Origin of the sequence: Undibacterium sp. YM2 (assembly GCF_009937975.1) — a bacterium.
Lineage (GTDB): Bacteria > Pseudomonadota > Gammaproteobacteria > Burkholderiales > Burkholderiaceae_D > Undibacterium.
In genome coordinates this window covers 898,324-912,528 of sequence record NZ_AP018441.1, presented here as the reverse complement: position 1 = coordinate 912,528, position 14,205 = coordinate 898,324, and the positions used below count along the sequence as shown (strand labels likewise).

At 51.4% G+C, this 14,205-nt stretch carries 10 protein-coding genes; all 10 read right to left on the bottom strand.

Annotated features, from left to right (window positions below; all coding sequences use genetic code 11):
* Positions 1–315: 315 nt before the first annotated feature.
* The 10 genes from UNDYM_RS04175 to UNDYM_RS04130 all read right to left on the bottom strand — a co-directional run bounded on the left by UNDYM_RS04175 (position 316) and on the right by UNDYM_RS04130 (position 14,205).
* Positions 316–1,485, bottom strand: a complete 1,170-nt coding sequence (locus UNDYM_RS04175; RefSeq protein ID WP_162039909.1) for a ribonucleotide-diphosphate reductase subunit beta — start codon at positions 1,483–1,485, stop codon at positions 316–318.
* A 79-nt stretch (positions 1,486–1,564) separates the two neighbouring features.
* Positions 1,565–4,480, bottom strand: coding sequence for a ribonucleoside-diphosphate reductase subunit alpha (locus tag UNDYM_RS04170; protein WP_162039908.1), 2,916 nt, complete (start codon positions 4,478–4,480; stop codon positions 1,565–1,567).
* Between the two features lie 778 nt (positions 4,481–5,258).
* Entirely contained in the window at positions 5,259–6,713 is a 1,455-nt protein-coding gene (locus tag UNDYM_RS04165; protein WP_304941425.1) for a sigma-54 dependent transcriptional regulator, read from the bottom strand.
* Positions 6,710–8,473: a PAS domain-containing sensor histidine kinase gene (locus UNDYM_RS04160; protein WP_162039907.1), complete on the bottom strand. Its 1,764-nt coding sequence runs from the start codon at positions 8,471–8,473 to the stop codon at positions 6,710–6,712. Before UNDYM_RS04160 ends, UNDYM_RS04165 begins: the two co-directional genes overlap by 4 nt.
* A 23-nt stretch (positions 8,474–8,496) precedes the next feature.
* Positions 8,497–8,748 carry a PP0621 family protein gene (locus UNDYM_RS04155; RefSeq protein WP_162039906.1) on the bottom strand — a complete coding sequence of 84 codons (252 nt, stop codon included), beginning with the start codon at positions 8,746–8,748 and terminating at the stop codon, positions 8,497–8,499.
* On the bottom strand, positions 8,745–9,554 hold the full coding sequence (locus UNDYM_RS04150; RefSeq protein WP_162039905.1) for an inner membrane protein YpjD: 810 nt from the start codon (positions 9,552–9,554) through the stop codon (positions 8,745–8,747). The genes UNDYM_RS04155 and UNDYM_RS04150 overlap by 4 nt, the downstream gene beginning before the upstream one ends.
* Positions 9,555–9,623: 69 nt before the next feature.
* Positions 9,624–10,973, bottom strand: coding sequence for a sigma-54 dependent transcriptional regulator (locus UNDYM_RS04145; RefSeq protein ID WP_162044438.1), 1,350 nt, complete (start codon positions 10,971–10,973; stop codon positions 9,624–9,626).
* 54 nt (positions 10,974–11,027) lie between these two features.
* The gene (locus tag UNDYM_RS04140) at positions 11,028–12,857 is read right to left on the bottom strand and encodes an ATP-binding protein (RefSeq protein ID WP_162039904.1); all 1,830 of its coding nucleotides are present in this window, start codon (positions 12,855–12,857) and stop codon (positions 11,028–11,030) included.
* A gap of 6 nt (positions 12,858–12,863) precedes the next feature.
* On the bottom strand, positions 12,864–13,322 hold the full coding sequence (locus UNDYM_RS04135) for a cache domain-containing protein (RefSeq protein WP_162039903.1): 459 nt from the start codon (positions 13,320–13,322) through the stop codon (positions 12,864–12,866).
* Positions 13,323–13,407: 85 nt separating this feature from the next.
* Positions 13,408–14,205, bottom strand: a complete 798-nt coding sequence (locus UNDYM_RS04130) for an ABC transporter ATP-binding protein (RefSeq protein ID WP_162039902.1) — start codon at positions 14,203–14,205, stop codon at positions 13,408–13,410.

Below are 14,205 nucleotides of genomic sequence, written 5' to 3'. Positions count from 1 at the left end.
AAATACAAAAACCAATAGCCACAATACCCAGTGTAGCCAGGTATTGCGGCACTAACAGTTCAAAACAATGTTGTCTATGACTGTCCATTCAGTTTGGTGAGGCCTCTCGCGTTTTACATCTTGTGCAAATCTGAGCAATCCTGAGGGACGCTGTCAGCTTGCGGCGTTTTTCTGATTTGATGATTTCTTTGTGTCTGTGTTTGCCATCTGGGGTCTCCCTCCCCAAATTCAACATCACATCAAAACTTCAATCAAACTACCCGCACTACTTGATCAGCAATCCCTGATCCGGATTTTGGCGATTGCTTGTTCAGCTTATTCCCAGTTGAGGGCTCCGCCAGTTTGATACTCAATCACACGTGTCTCAAAAAAGTTGCGCTCTTTTTTCAGGTCTATCATTTCACTCATCCAAGGGAAAGGATTTTCTTCCTGAGGGAACAGCGTTTCAAGACCGATTTGTTGTGCGCGGCGATTTGCGATGAAGCGTAAATAACCTTTAAACATAGGCGCATTCAAACCGAGCACTCCACGCGGCATTGTATCCTCTGCGTAACGATATTCCAACTCCACAGCACGCAAAAACAACGATTTAATTTCATCGCGAAATGCTGGCGTCCACAAATGTGGATTTTCCATCTTAATTGTATTGATTAAATCGATCCCGAAATTGCAGTGCATCGATTCATCGCGCAAGATGTATTGATATTGTTCAGCCGCGCCCATCATTTTATTTTGACGGCCAAGCGCCAGAATTTGCGTGAAGCCGACATAGAAAAACAGGCCTTCCATCAGGCAGGCAAATACGATCACAGACTTGAGCAAAGTCTGGTCTGCCTCGGTGGTGCCGGTCTTGAATTCAGGATTGGTCAGCACGTCAATGAAAGGAATCAGGAACTGATCTTTGTCGCGGATGGAATCGACTTCATTGTAGGCATTGAAGATTTCTGCTTCATCCAGGCCCAGCGATTCAACGATGTATTGATAAGCGTGAGTATGGATAGCTTCTTCAAATGCCTGGCGCAACAGGTACTGGCGGCATTCCGGCGCCGTGATATGGCGGTAGGTGCCGAGCACGATATTGTTGGCAGCCAGAGAATCGGCGGTCACAAAGAAACCAAGGTTACGTTTTACCAAACGGCGCTCATCTTCTGTCAGACCATTTGGGTCTTTCCAGAGTTCAATATCACGTTGCATATTGATCTCTTGTGGCATCCAGTGATTGGCGCAGCCTGCCAGATATTTATCCCAGGCCCATTTATATTTGAAGGGAACCAGTTGATTGACGTCGGTAGTACCGTTGATGATGCGCTTGTCGGCAGCATTCACGCGGCGGGCCACATCTTCTGCAGCGACCGGCACTGGCTTGCTGACCAGCGCAGGGTTGAGGGCAACATCCTGAGTCTGCAGACGAGGCTGCAAATCCTGGCCAGTGACCTGACGTGGTGCCGGAGCTGCCGGCTTGACTTCATCATCCCAAGATAACATTATTTATTTCCTTACTTTTTGTAACAGCTTATTCTTACGGCAGGAAGCAGTCATGCTGCTCCCTGCAAACTTGTATGTCTTATTGGCAGGCTTCACATTCTTCGAAACCGGCATCACCAGGACGCAACATGCAGGCCGGACCATCCGTTTCCTGTGCTGCCGCACCGATGCCAGCAGGTGCTGCAGCATAACCACCACCATTGCCATCCACTGCCACCGCATTCAATGCACCGGTTTTACTGGTGGATTTTTCAGTGTGTGTCGCGCCTATGGTGCGCAGGTAGTAAGTGGTTTTCAAACCACGCAACCATGCCAGTTTGTAGGTCTCGTCCAGTTTTTTGCCGGATGCGCCTGCCATGTAGATGTTCAGGGACTGTGCCTGATCTATCCACTTCTGACGACGCGCAGCCGCCTCGACCAGCCAGGATGGGCTGATTTCGAATGCAGTTGCATACAGAGCACGCAAATCTTCCGGGATGCGGTCGATACGAGCCAGGCTGCCGTCAAAGTATTTCAGGTCAGCGATCATGACTTCATCCCACATGCCGCGCTCTTTCAGATCGCGCACCAGGTGTTCATTGATCTCGGTAAACTCGCCTGACAGGTTCGACTTCACATACAGGTTCTGGTAAGTCGGTTCGATACAGGCAGCCACGCCAATAATGTTAGAAATTGTTGCAGTCGGCGCAATCGCCACGCAATTGGAATTGCGCATGCCAAATTTCTTGATGCGGTCACGCAGTGGGTACCAGTCCATGGTTTCCGAGAAGTCAGCTTCCAGATAACCACCGCGTTCTTCGGCCAGCATCTTCAGGGAATCTTGCGGCAGGATGCCACGGTCCCACAAAGAGCCAGGGTAAGAACTGTAACGGCCACGTTCCTCAGCCAGTTCCGTCGATGCCCAATAAGCGTAATAGCAGACGGCTTCCATGGAAGTATCAGCGAACTGTACGGCATCCATCGATGCGTAAGGGATGCGCATCATGTGCAGACAATCCTGGAAACCCATGATGCCCATACCGACAGGACGGTGACGCAGATTGGAATCGCGCGCCTTCTTCACTGCATAGTAGTTGATGTCGATGACGTTATCCAGCATACGCATCGCTGTACGCACAGTTTTTTGTAATTTAATGTGATCCAGCTTGCCGTCTTTCATGTGGGCAGGCAGGTTGACTGAACCGAGATTACATACCGCGATCTCACTGTCGTTGGTGTTCAGGGTGATTTCTGTACACAGGTTCGAGCTGTGGACCACGCCAACATGCTGTTGTGGCGAGCGGATATTGCAAGGATCTTTAAAGGTGATCCATGGATGACCAGTTTCAAACAGCATGGACAACATCTTGCGCCACAGGTCCAGCGCCGGGATTTTTTTGGACAGCGTCAGTTCGCCCTTGGCTGCTTTTGCTTCATAGGCGACATAAGCCTGTTCGAAAGCCTTACCAAATTTATCATGCAGATCAGGTACATCGGATGGGGAGAACAAAGTCCAGTCGCCTTTTTCCATGACGCGCTTCATGAACAGGTCAGGAATCCAGTTCGAAGTATTCATGTCATGGGTACGGCGGCGGTCGTCGCCGGTGTTTTTGCGCAGGTCGAGGAACTCTTCGATGTCCATGTGCCAGGTTTCCAGGTAGGCGCACACCGCGCCTTTGCGTTTACCGCCCTGGTTAACAGCGACTGCCGTGTCATTGACAACTTTGAGGAAAGGCACAACACCCTGGGATTTGCCATTGGTGCCTTTAATATGCGCGCCGAGCGAGCGTACTGGCGTCCAGTCATTACCGAGGCCACCGGCATATTTTGCCAGCAGGGCGTTTTCCTTGATGGCTTCGTAGATACCATCGAGGTCATCGGCAACCGTGGTCAGGTAGCAGGAAGACAGTTGTGAGCGTTGTGTGCCGGAATTGAACAGGGTAGGTGTCGAGCTCATGAAGTCAAAGCTGGACAGCAGATTGTAAAATTCTATGGCGCGGGTTTCGCGATCAATTTCATTCAGGGACAAGCCCATCGCGACACGCATGTAGAAAGCCTGAGGCATTTCTATGCGGGTACCGCGTACGTGCAGGAAGTAGCGGTCATACAAAGTTTGCAGGCCAATATAACCAAATTGCAGATCACGGTCAGCAACCAGGGCATTTGCCAGTTTTTTCAAGTCGAACTGGCCCAGCTTGGCATCCAGCAAGTCGGCCTCTATACCCTTCTTGATGAACTTGGGAAAGTAATCAAGGTATTCTGCTGCCGCATCCTGTTGCGCCACTTCTTTGCCAAACACTTCTTTACGGACTGTATGCAGGAGCAGACGTGCCGTGACCTGGCTGTAAGCAGGTTCTTTTTCCATCAGCGCACGGGCAGCCAGGATGGCGGATTTATACAATTCTTCTACCGGTACGCCGTCGTACAGGTTCTTCAAAGTCTCGGCCAGGATGGCATCTGGATCAGCCAGCTTGTCGAGGCCCAGGCATGCAGCGGCGATCATCTTGCGCACTTCTGCCACATCCAGCGGGCGGGACTGACCGTCAACGATGACGTGCAATTGCGGTACTGCGGCATCGACATGACCAGGCGCATCATTGACGCGACGGCGTTCTTCCATGCGTTTGGCACGATACAAAACATAAGAGCGGGCAACATCATGCTCGCCTGAGCGCATCAGCGCCAGTTCAACCTGGTCTTGCACATCTTCTATATGGAAAGTGCCACCGGCTGGCTGGCGGCGCAGCAGAGCAGCAACCACGCTGGCTGTCAGTTGTTCTACCAGTTCACGGATTCTGGCGGACTCTGCACCATGCCCACCATTCACAGCCAGAAACGCCTTGGTCATGGCGATGGCGATTTTGGATGGCTCGAAACCAACCACGGAACCATTACGGCGAATGATGCGGTATTCGCTATAACTATTCAGGCTGTTTGCAGCAGGTGTAGCTGCTACATTCAAAACCGATCCCAGTTCTGGCTTGGACGAAGTGGATATTTCAATAGAAGAGTGCATTGATCCTCCGGATGCAGTGTTATTTTTTGCCTGCAAAGCTCAAGGAAAACAAAAGCTTTGCAGGTCATGGGTTAAACAGTCAAATGACTAAGCGACTAAACAAAAAGCAGATAAGGTGCAGCAGAGCTAACAGCCGGACTAAGCGCCATTCGCCAAATCCGGTTTATTTTGTTTACATCAGACACTAATTCAATTGCAAAACGTGAGGGAAATTGAAGCAAGGCAAGAAAACAAACAAATCCTGAAAACCACTACATCTAGTGCGCTAATTTTTATTTGCCCTAATTCTAGTGCCGCCTCAGACGATATGCAACCGCTTTTTATTTAATTAATTGAATTATTTTTTCTGTAAATATGTGTACGAGGTGTTGACTTTCGCAAAGCACAGAAATGCGTTAGTGCCGCTGCGAGCGGGCACTAACATTTAATTTCATGCTAGTGGACTGTAACAGTGGAATCGAAAGTGAAGGACATGCGCCCGGCGCATCAGGGCAAGACGCAAAACACAGCGATAGCGGGGCTATCGCGAGTATTTGCAACGCAGCCATGATCGTCGCGCGCATGACAGGCACTCCGATTTTCACTGTTACAGCTCACTAGTAGCGGAGCCTGGTATTACCTGGCAAATGATTCCCAAAATGGGTGTGGCAATGGAATCAAGAAAGTGAGACTGATGGTGGTCTTGCAGCTATCACGCTACAAGCAGGCAATTGGCCGGACGCATGCGGCCAGAATCGCCATCATCAACAGATGCAACTAAAAGACACAACTAAATAATTTACTCCTGGATCTTCAGTTTCTGTATCTGGTAACGCAGTTGACGGAAACTCACACCCAGCAATTCTGCCGCCTGGGTACGGTTGTTACGGGTCTGCTGCAGGGCACGGCGTATCATTTCGCGCTCTACGCTTTCGAGATAGTCGGGCAGCGAGCAAGGCAAACTTGGAGCAGAGAATACATCCAGCGTGGTAACAGCGGGTAATTCAGGAACAATATCGCTATGATTATTGATAATAGCGGTCGGGACCGGCTGTGCTATAGGCAGTTCAGGCAACTTCCTGGTTCCGCGCAAGGCCAGGTCGCTGACCTCTATGCAGCCATCATTGGCAAAGGCAACTGCGCGCTCCAATATGTTTTCCAGCTCACGCACATTGCCGGGAAAGTCATAACTGATCAAGGCATCAGTTGCCTCTACTGACATATCAACATCATTGCCAGTCAGTTTTTTGAGGATATTGCGCGACAGCTCGACTATATCCTCCAGTCTTTCGCGCAGAGGTGGCAAGTGCAATTCAATGACATTCAGGCGGTAATACAAGTCTTGCCGGAAGCGCCCTTCTTCTACGCAGATTGCCAGGTTCTGGTGGGTCGCACTGATAATGCGCACATCGACTGCCTCTTCAACCGTGGCACCAACCTTGCGCACGCGCCTTTCCTGTATGGCACGCAGTAACTTGACTTGCATGGGCAAAGGCAGGTCGGCTACTTCATCAAGCATCAAGGTGCCGCCGTTGGCAGCCTGGAAAAAGCCTTCCCTGTCATCAGCAGCGCCGGTAAATGCGCCTTTTCTGTAACCAAAGAATTCCGCTTCCATCAAGGTCTCGGGAATTGCCCCGCAATTGACAGCGATAAAAGGTTTATCAGCCCTGGCACTGCTGGTGTGTATTTCGCGCGCCGCCAACTCCTTGCCGCTACCAGATTCGCCAGTAATAATAACCGGTGCCATGCTGCGTGCCAGACGGCTGATCTGCGCCCTGACCTCTTGCATGCCTTGCGACTGGCCTATCATGAAAGAACTGGCGGGGACGTTCAGTTTTTCCGGAGTCGCCAGTTGTACTTTTTGAACCTCATTGGTTTGCAGGGCCGACCTGACGAGCTTGCGCAACTGGTCAAGCGCCACTGGCTTGGATACATAGTCGAAAGCACCGGCCTTCAAGGCAACCACGGCATTGTCGGCACTACCAAAAGCAGTGATCACGGCAATGGGCGTATTTTTATATAGTGCACTCACTTCCTGCACCAGCTCCATACCCGAGCCATCCGGCAGACGCATATCGGTCAATACCAGTGCATAGCTACGCTTGCTCAAATGGGCGCGGGCCAGTGCCAGGGTTTCTGCGCTATCGACATCCAGCCCCATTTTGATCAGGGTAATCTCCAGCAGTTCGCGCAGGTGCGCCTCATCATCCACTACCAGGATGCGGGGACAGGCCGCAGCTTCTATCATACTCATGCACTGTATCCAGAGAAATTAATTACAAAACGCCCACTGGGCTCTGTCTTTCCTGCTTCGGTTTCTTCAACCCGGTATTCATAGTCAAGCAAGGCATGGTTATTCAAACACAACTCCCTAGCCATATACAAGCCCAGACCGGTGCCCATACGTGAAGTAGTGTAAAACGGCTCAAACAAGTGCGACCTCACTTCATACGGAATTGCCGGTCCATCATCTTGTATATGCAACTCTTGCCGGCCACTACTATTAATACAGGCAAACAGTTTGATACTGGCTGTTTGCCCACTGGCGTAGCGTATGGCATTCGACAAAAGATTCAAGACGACTTCGCGCAAATGACTGGGGTCAAAGTTGACGAGGAAGTTTTCGTTTTTCAATACCGCAATAAAATCAGTGGGCAAGTTACGTGTTTCTATAAAATCCCTGACCATTTCTTCAATCTGGTCCATCACCAGATATGGCTCCACATCCGATTGCGCCTTGCGTGAGAGCTTCAGGATATCTTCTATGAGCTGGTTCAGGCGTGCTACATTATCATCAACAATCTTCAGCAAACGTTTTGCCTGCTTGTTTTCCTGCCCGGGGTGCCCGAGGTCTTCATTCAGCAACGAGGCTGCATAAGAAATCGACGACAGGGGATTACGCACTTCATGAGCGATACTTGCGGTGAGGCGTCCCATCGATGCCAACTTCAGTTGCTGCGCCTGATTTTCTATATCTGACACATCCTGCATGAAAATAATCGTGTAGCCGCCATTGCGCTCCCTGAAACCACCTGCATTAACCGCTTTGATGGCAACAAAGCGCAGCTTAAGGTGCGTCACAAAATGTGGGCGTTCACGCTCGACGCGCTCTCTGGTGGCGGTATCGGCTGCTATTTCCCCGAGTTCCGGCTTGGGATCGTCGAGATAACAGCGTATTGATACAAAGGAGATTTCTTCTTCCTTACGACGGTCCGGCAAGCTGGAGCGCCCGTGCATATTATTCAAAACTTCAACAATCGGACGCAAAGCCGGAATACTGCCCAGCTCCACACCTATCATGTCCTTGTTCAGGTTACCGCCCAGCATGCGCGTCGCCGCTGGATTGATCTCAAACATACATCCATCCTGATCCAGAACCAGGATGCCATCCCCCATATCTGCAATCACCAACTGGTTGATGGACTGTTGCATGGCAAGGGCATTGCCGCGCTGTACAGCCAGTTGCTCCTGGTTGATCAGATTGTGTGCCAGCCGGTTGACCACAGACACAACTGCAAAATAGGCAGCCCCAAACAATCCAGCCTGCGACAAGGGGGTACCATCTTCCAGTTGCAAGTAGTGGTAAACACTTTCGCCCAACAAAAACAAAACAACAATGGAAGCAAAAAAGAATGACCAGACCAGGGGACTCAATATGGCGGCACCTGCCAGCGGAAACAAATACAGAATACCCAAACCACTTTTATTCCCTCCGCCAGCCAGGTACATGATGGAGATGATGATGATGTCGAGCAGTATCTGGGTTGTCAGTTGCCACATGAAACGGCGGGGATACACTTGCTTGAGCACCACAAAGCCTATCGCCACCGACAGATAGATCAGGCCTATGTCACGTCCGAACAAGGGCCCACTGGTCCAGATATCTTTACCACTGCGCAAACTCAGCAAGATCAGCAAGCTGGCAGCCACCACGATGCGCGAGGCATTCAGCGTTTGCAGCGAGCGCCAGAACGAGTGCGAAGGTTCGGACGCGTCGTGGAGTGCTTCAGACATTGGCGTCCTGTCGGCTGGCAAGCTCATGCAAGATCAGCATGTTCTTGGCTGCAGTAAACCTGCCCGGCGCGCTGCACGGCTTCTGATGCGGGTAAATAAATCTGGCAATGCGCACAGCAAACCATGGTTTCAGCCGATCCGGCGTGCTGTGAACCGGCATTTCCTGGCTCCAGCGGTTGTTCAGGATTGCCAGACCCCGTAGCAGGGGGCTGTATTTTTTTCTTCAGGGCCAGGATCACCAGTATCACCAGCCCCAGCCAGAACAGTAACCTCATGACAGGCTCCTGTGTAACAAGACTTCCAGCACAAAACGGCTGCCTACATAAGCCAGCAGCAAGGTGATAAATCCTGAGAGTGTGAAACTCAAGACAGTTTTACCACGCCAGCCACGCCAGTAACGTCCTGTCAGCAAAATGGCAAACAAGAGCCAGGACAGGAGAGACAGCAGGGTCTTGTGATCCCATTTAAAAGCTACGCCCAGAACCTGCTCTGAAAATATCACACCTGACAAGACTGTCAGCGTGAGCAAAACAAAACCAAACAGGACAAAACGGAACAGTATTTTTTCCATGGTCAGCAAGGCAGGTAGCCTGTCTATCAGGGTATTTAGCCATTCCACATTTTTTACCGCACGCAATTGATGCAGATGCTTGTCTTGTACTGTCATGACGACCGCATGAAAGGCCGCTATCGTCAGCGTGCTATAGGCCAGCATGGCGACCACGACATGCCAGGGAAACATGGCAGTCTTGCCAGCCAGGGCAATCAGGCTGCCTGGAAAAAAACTGGGCAAGACAGCCATCAACGCGGCATTGGGCATCAGTAACAAGCGCAAGCCATCAAGGGAGGCGTTGCGATTTTCCAGCCAGCAGACAAACACGGATACCCATAGCGCGGCGGATAACATCACGGCAAAGCCCACCCTGAGCGCGTGATCAGGGAAAATCGTCAGCCACAAAGCCATGCCATGTGTCAGCCAGGCCAGTGCGCTGACGGCATTTGACAGCGTCAGCCAGCGCCCGGGCAGGACTATGCTCAATATATATAAAGCAGCGGCAAGGAATGATAGATAGATTTGCATGGGACAAGTTTACACCAAGTCGCATGAAAAGTCGGATTATGCATGTTCCGCGACTTCCCCAAGTACCCCTTAACTTGCCACCGGATTGATTGATGACAAGCTTTTTTGATATTTTTTTATCTTGTCGTACAGGGTTTTCTTGGGGATGCCCAGCGCTTCGGCAGCGGCTGCCACATTATTGGCGCTCTTTTCCAGTGCAGCCTGGATCAGGCTGGCTTCATACACATCCAGCTTTTCAGGCAGGCTGCAAGCAGCCGTCGCCTGGATTTGTCCGGTTTGCGGAGCGGGCAGATCCGCAAATTCAGCCACTCCCAGCACCAGTTGATCGGCGAAATTGCGCAACTCACGTACATTACCCTGCCAGTCTGCCTGCATCCATAATTGCATTTGTGCAGCAGACCAGGCCGGCACCTGCTTTTGATAACGCAGGGAGGCTCTCTGTACAAAATACGAGAGCAACAAGGGAATATCTTCCCGCCTGTCATTCAGTTTGGGCAAATGCATGGTGACGACGCTGAGGCGGTAATACAAGTCTTCACGGAACTGCCCTTGCATGCTCAGTTTCAGCAAGTCTGTTTTGGTAGCCGCGATGATGCGGCAATCCAGTGCAATAGATTGATTGCCGCCCAGTCTTTCGAGAGTGCGTTCCTGCAGAACCCTGAGCAATTTGATTTGCAGGTTCAGCGGCATACTTTCAATTTCATCAAGAAATACCGTACCACCTTGCGCGTACTCCAGCTTGCCTATGCGGCGTTTCTGGGCGCTGGTGAAGGCACCAGCTTCATGACCAAAGATTTCGCTCTCAAAGACAGACTCTGGCAAGGCACCGCAATTGATAGCGACAAACTCGCCTTTGCAGCCACTGGCCAGGTGCAATTGCCGCGCCACCACTTCCTTGCCGGAACCAGTCGCACCGTTGATCAAGACATCAACCTGTGTCGGGCCTATGCTTTGTATGAATTTCCTGACTTTTTCTATTTGCGGACTTTGGCCTATCAAGTCTGGTGTGGCCGCATGATTCAACCAGGATAATTTGAGCTTGCGGTTTTCCATGACCAGCCGCCGCTTTTCCTGGGCACGCAGGCAGGCATCGAGCAGGCGCTCCGCTGCAAATGGTTTTTCCAGAAAATCATAAGCACCGTGGCGCATAGCTTCTACCGCCATGCTGACATCGCCATGGCCGGTGATGATGATGACGGGCAGTTCGGCATCAATGCCGCGTACTTTTTCCAGCACGTCAAGGCCAGACTTGCCGGGCAAGCGCACATCGGTGACGATAATGCCGGCATAGTCTGCCTTGATATAGGCATCGGCCAGTTCAGCACTGGCGCAAGCCTGCACTTCAAAACCACCGAGCTCCAGCGTCTGGGTCGTCGCCAGGCGCACCGCCTGCTCATCCTCTATTAATATAGCGAGCATTTGAGTCATACTGTTTCCTTACACTATGTATACAGTCATACGCGATCAGCGGTACTAACTTGTACTCGCCTGATCAGCCAGCGGGATACAGACCGTGAATTCAGCACCGCCATCCGGGCGGTTATCAGCCACCAGGCTGCCATTCATGGCCTGCACGATGGAAGAAGAAATCGCCAGCCCCAGCCCCAGTCCCTGGCCAATTTCCTTTGTCGTAAAAAATGGCTCAAACAAATGGCCGGCCACATGCTCGGGTATGCCGGTACCGGTGTCGGCGATCGTGATTCTTGCCATATCCTGCCATTTACTTAGTCTGACATCGACTTCCCTGACCGGGCTGTTTTCTACCGCATCCAGTGCATTGCGTATCAGGTTGATCAGGACTTGTTCTATCCTGACGGTATCTCCCAGCACCCGGGCGTGCTCATCTACATACACACTCAATTTGACGCCACGCCTCTCAGTTTCGCTGCGCAGCAAACTGACTGCGGACTGAATGGCTGTCTGCACATCGACTTCGGCGATGGCGTTCGGGCTCTTCCTGGCAAAACCCTTGAGCTGGGCAATGATGCTGCCCATGCGTTCGCTGGCGTGGCTAATATGTTCCAGATTGGCCAAAGCCTGCTCAGCCTTGCCACGGTTCATGAAGGTGATGGCGTTATCGGCAAAGGCGCGTATTGCGGTCAGTGGCTGGTTCAATTCATGAGTGATGCCGGTTGCCATCTGGCCCAGCATCGCTAGTTTGCCAGCCTGCACCATTTCATTCTGGGTAGAGCGCAGCAGGTTTTCAGTCTGCTTGAGTGTCAGGTAGCGGCTTTCAAGTTCTGCATTCGCCTGCGTCAATTGCCGGGTGCGCTCGGCGATATGCAGCTCCAGTTCATCCGCTGCTTTCTTCAGGGCCCGCTGCGCCAGCCGTCCCTCTTCCAGCCTGCGGCGGCGCTGGTCAAATACGGCAGCAAAGGCCAGTGCTATACCGAGTATCAAAGCCACCACCAGCGCAGATTGCAAACCCGCGCGCGTGACTTTGCCTTGCTCCGGGAATAACATTAACTGCCAGTTCAAACGCCCTATCGGTCTTTGCAGATATTCGTCATAGCCTTTCTTTTCCTTCAGCGGCAATTGGGCAATGGCTTCTATATGCTTGCCACCGTATTGCAAAGTCGCCTTTAAATCCTGCTGCACAGCAGGCGACAGGCTTTGCAGGCTATGGTATTTCCAGGAGGCGCGATTACTTAAAAACACGACGCCATGCCTGTCGCTGAGGGCGATGGGTTCTTCACTACTGCCCCAGGCTTGCTCAAATTCGTTGAGGATGATCTTGACGGCGATCACGCCTATCGGTGCCTGGCTGCCACGCTTTCTGCCGGGTGGATAGACGGGTTGGGAAATAAAATAGCCAGGGATATTGGTGGTATTTCCTATCGCATAGAAATGGCCGGGCTTGCCCTGCTTTAAGGCTTCAGAAAAATAGGGTCTGAAAGCAAAGTTCTGACCCAGATAAGTTTGCTCAGTATTCCAGTTGCTGGCCGCGATGGTATTACCCTGCACATCCATGAGGTAGATGGCGGCAACCTTGGCTTGCTCAGCCAGCTCCTGCAAACTCAGGTTCAGCGCCTGCGTCAGCTTGCCATCTTCCTTGTGCAACAAAGCCTCTGCCGTCATTGGCAGATAAGAAATCGCAAAAGGCAGGGTTTCGTAGCGCTCAAGTACAGACTCAATATCCAGCGCAATAATCTGCAACTGCCTGTCACCGGCCTGACGGCTATTGTCCCTGGCAATGCTGGCCGCCACAAAATAACTGGCGACCACCAGCACAATACTGACCGCCGCCACACAAATAAAGATCAGGCGCCGGTGACGGGCACTGTCAACAGGCGGCGCTGTCACAAGCTCTTACTTATAGATACCACAGTTGATAACGATGTCTTCATACTTTTCAAAGTACATGGATTTTTGCTCTATCTGTTTCGAGACAGGGTTGACGAACTTATAGTCTTGCCAGCCCTTACCCTTGGTTTTGGCGAGCTCCATACGCTCGCGTACGAACAGCTTGCCATCGGCATCCTTTAAATCCATCAAGTCCTTGCCCTGCATCTTGGCATTTGCACCATGGGCCAGATTCTTGCCATTCATATCATTGATGGTGACATACAGGTCGCGGTCACGGAAAGGCCCTTGCAGATTATTAACATCAGCAAAAGTCTTGTCCCTGCCATTCGCCTTGATACTGGCAATGACTTTTTGCACCATGGCGACAGCCTCAGGTGCCGTGCCATGGGCATTTTGCGCATGACTGGACGCGCCCAACAAGAAAACCAATCCCGCTACTACCATTCGTACGAATTTCAGCATGATGTCTCTCCTTATGTTTTTATGGGCGCGTCCGCGTTCCTACTTCTAACTTTTTACTTCTTACTTCCTGTCTCCAGCTTGCTGCTTAATCTACCGCCGCCATCTTCAATTCATCATTGTGATGTCTTTGCTGCTCTTCCATGACCAACTGACCAAGTTCACGCTTCAAGGCATTGAAGCCAGGATCAGAAGGATCACGCGAACGTGGTAGTTCGACGATCAGGTCTTTTTTTACCGTACCTGGCCGGTAAGTCATGACGATGATACGGTCAGCCAGGTAAATTGCCTCTTCTATACTATGGGTCACAAAAATGATGGTTTTCTTCAGTTCTGACCAGATGCGCAATAATTCGTCCTGCAAGTTACGGCGTGTCAGGGCATCCAGCGCACCGAAGGGTTCATCCATTAACATGATAGGCGAATCCAGCGCCAATACACGGGCAATTGCAACGCGCTGACGCATACCGCCAGATAAATCCTTGGGAAAGCGTGCCTTGAAATCACTCAGACCCAGCATGCCCAGCAGGCTGGCGACACGCTGCTGTATCTCAGCCTTGGCCATGCCCTTGATTTCCAGACCAAAGGCGATGTTCTGCTCTACTGTCATCCAGGGGAACAATGCATATTCCTGGAACACCATGCCACGGTCCGGGCCTGGAGAACTGACCTTCTGCCCATTTGCAATAATATTGCCGGAAGTGGGTAGTGAAAACCCCGCAACCGCGTTCAGCAGGGTTGACTTGCCACAACCAGAAGGGCCCAGCAGACAGACAAACTGACCTTCAGGTATCTCCAGATTAATGTCACGCAAAGCCACGACTTCTTTGTCAGCCGTTTTGAAGATTTTATTCACGCCTTCAATTTTGATATGAGTAGAATTCAT

Bases quoted from the DNA above. Each gene is read 5' to 3' on its own strand.
- UNDYM_RS04130 (WP_162039902.1), bottom strand. From the start codon at position 14,205: ATGAATTCTACTCATATCAAAATTGAAGGCGTGAATAAAATCTTCAAA.
- UNDYM_RS04175 (WP_162039909.1), bottom strand. From the start codon at position 1,485: ATGTTATCTTGGGATGATGAAGTCAAGCCGGCAGCTCCGGCACCACGT.
- UNDYM_RS04160 (WP_162039907.1), bottom strand. From the start codon at position 8,473: ATGTCTGAAGCACTCCACGACGCGTCCGAACCTTCGCACTCGTTCTGG.
- UNDYM_RS04155 (WP_162039906.1), bottom strand. From the start codon at position 8,748: ATGAGGTTACTGTTCTGGCTGGGGCTGGTGATACTGGTGATCCTGGCC.
- UNDYM_RS04135 (WP_162039903.1), bottom strand. From the start codon at position 13,322: ATGCTGAAATTCGTACGAATGGTAGTAGCGGGATTGGTTTTCTTGTTG.
- UNDYM_RS04165 (WP_304941425.1), bottom strand. From the start codon at position 6,713: ATGAGTATGATAGAAGCTGCGGCCTGTCCCCGCATCCTGGTAGTGGAT.
- UNDYM_RS04150 (WP_162039905.1), bottom strand. From the start codon at position 9,554: ATGCAAATCTATCTATCATTCCTTGCCGCTGCTTTATATATATTGAGC.
- UNDYM_RS04145 (WP_162044438.1), bottom strand. From the start codon at position 10,973: ATGCTCGCTATATTAATAGAGGATGAGCAGGCGGTGCGCCTGGCGACG.
- UNDYM_RS04170 (WP_162039908.1), bottom strand. From the start codon at position 4,480: ATGCACTCTTCTATTGAAATATCCACTTCGTCCAAGCCAGAACTGGGA.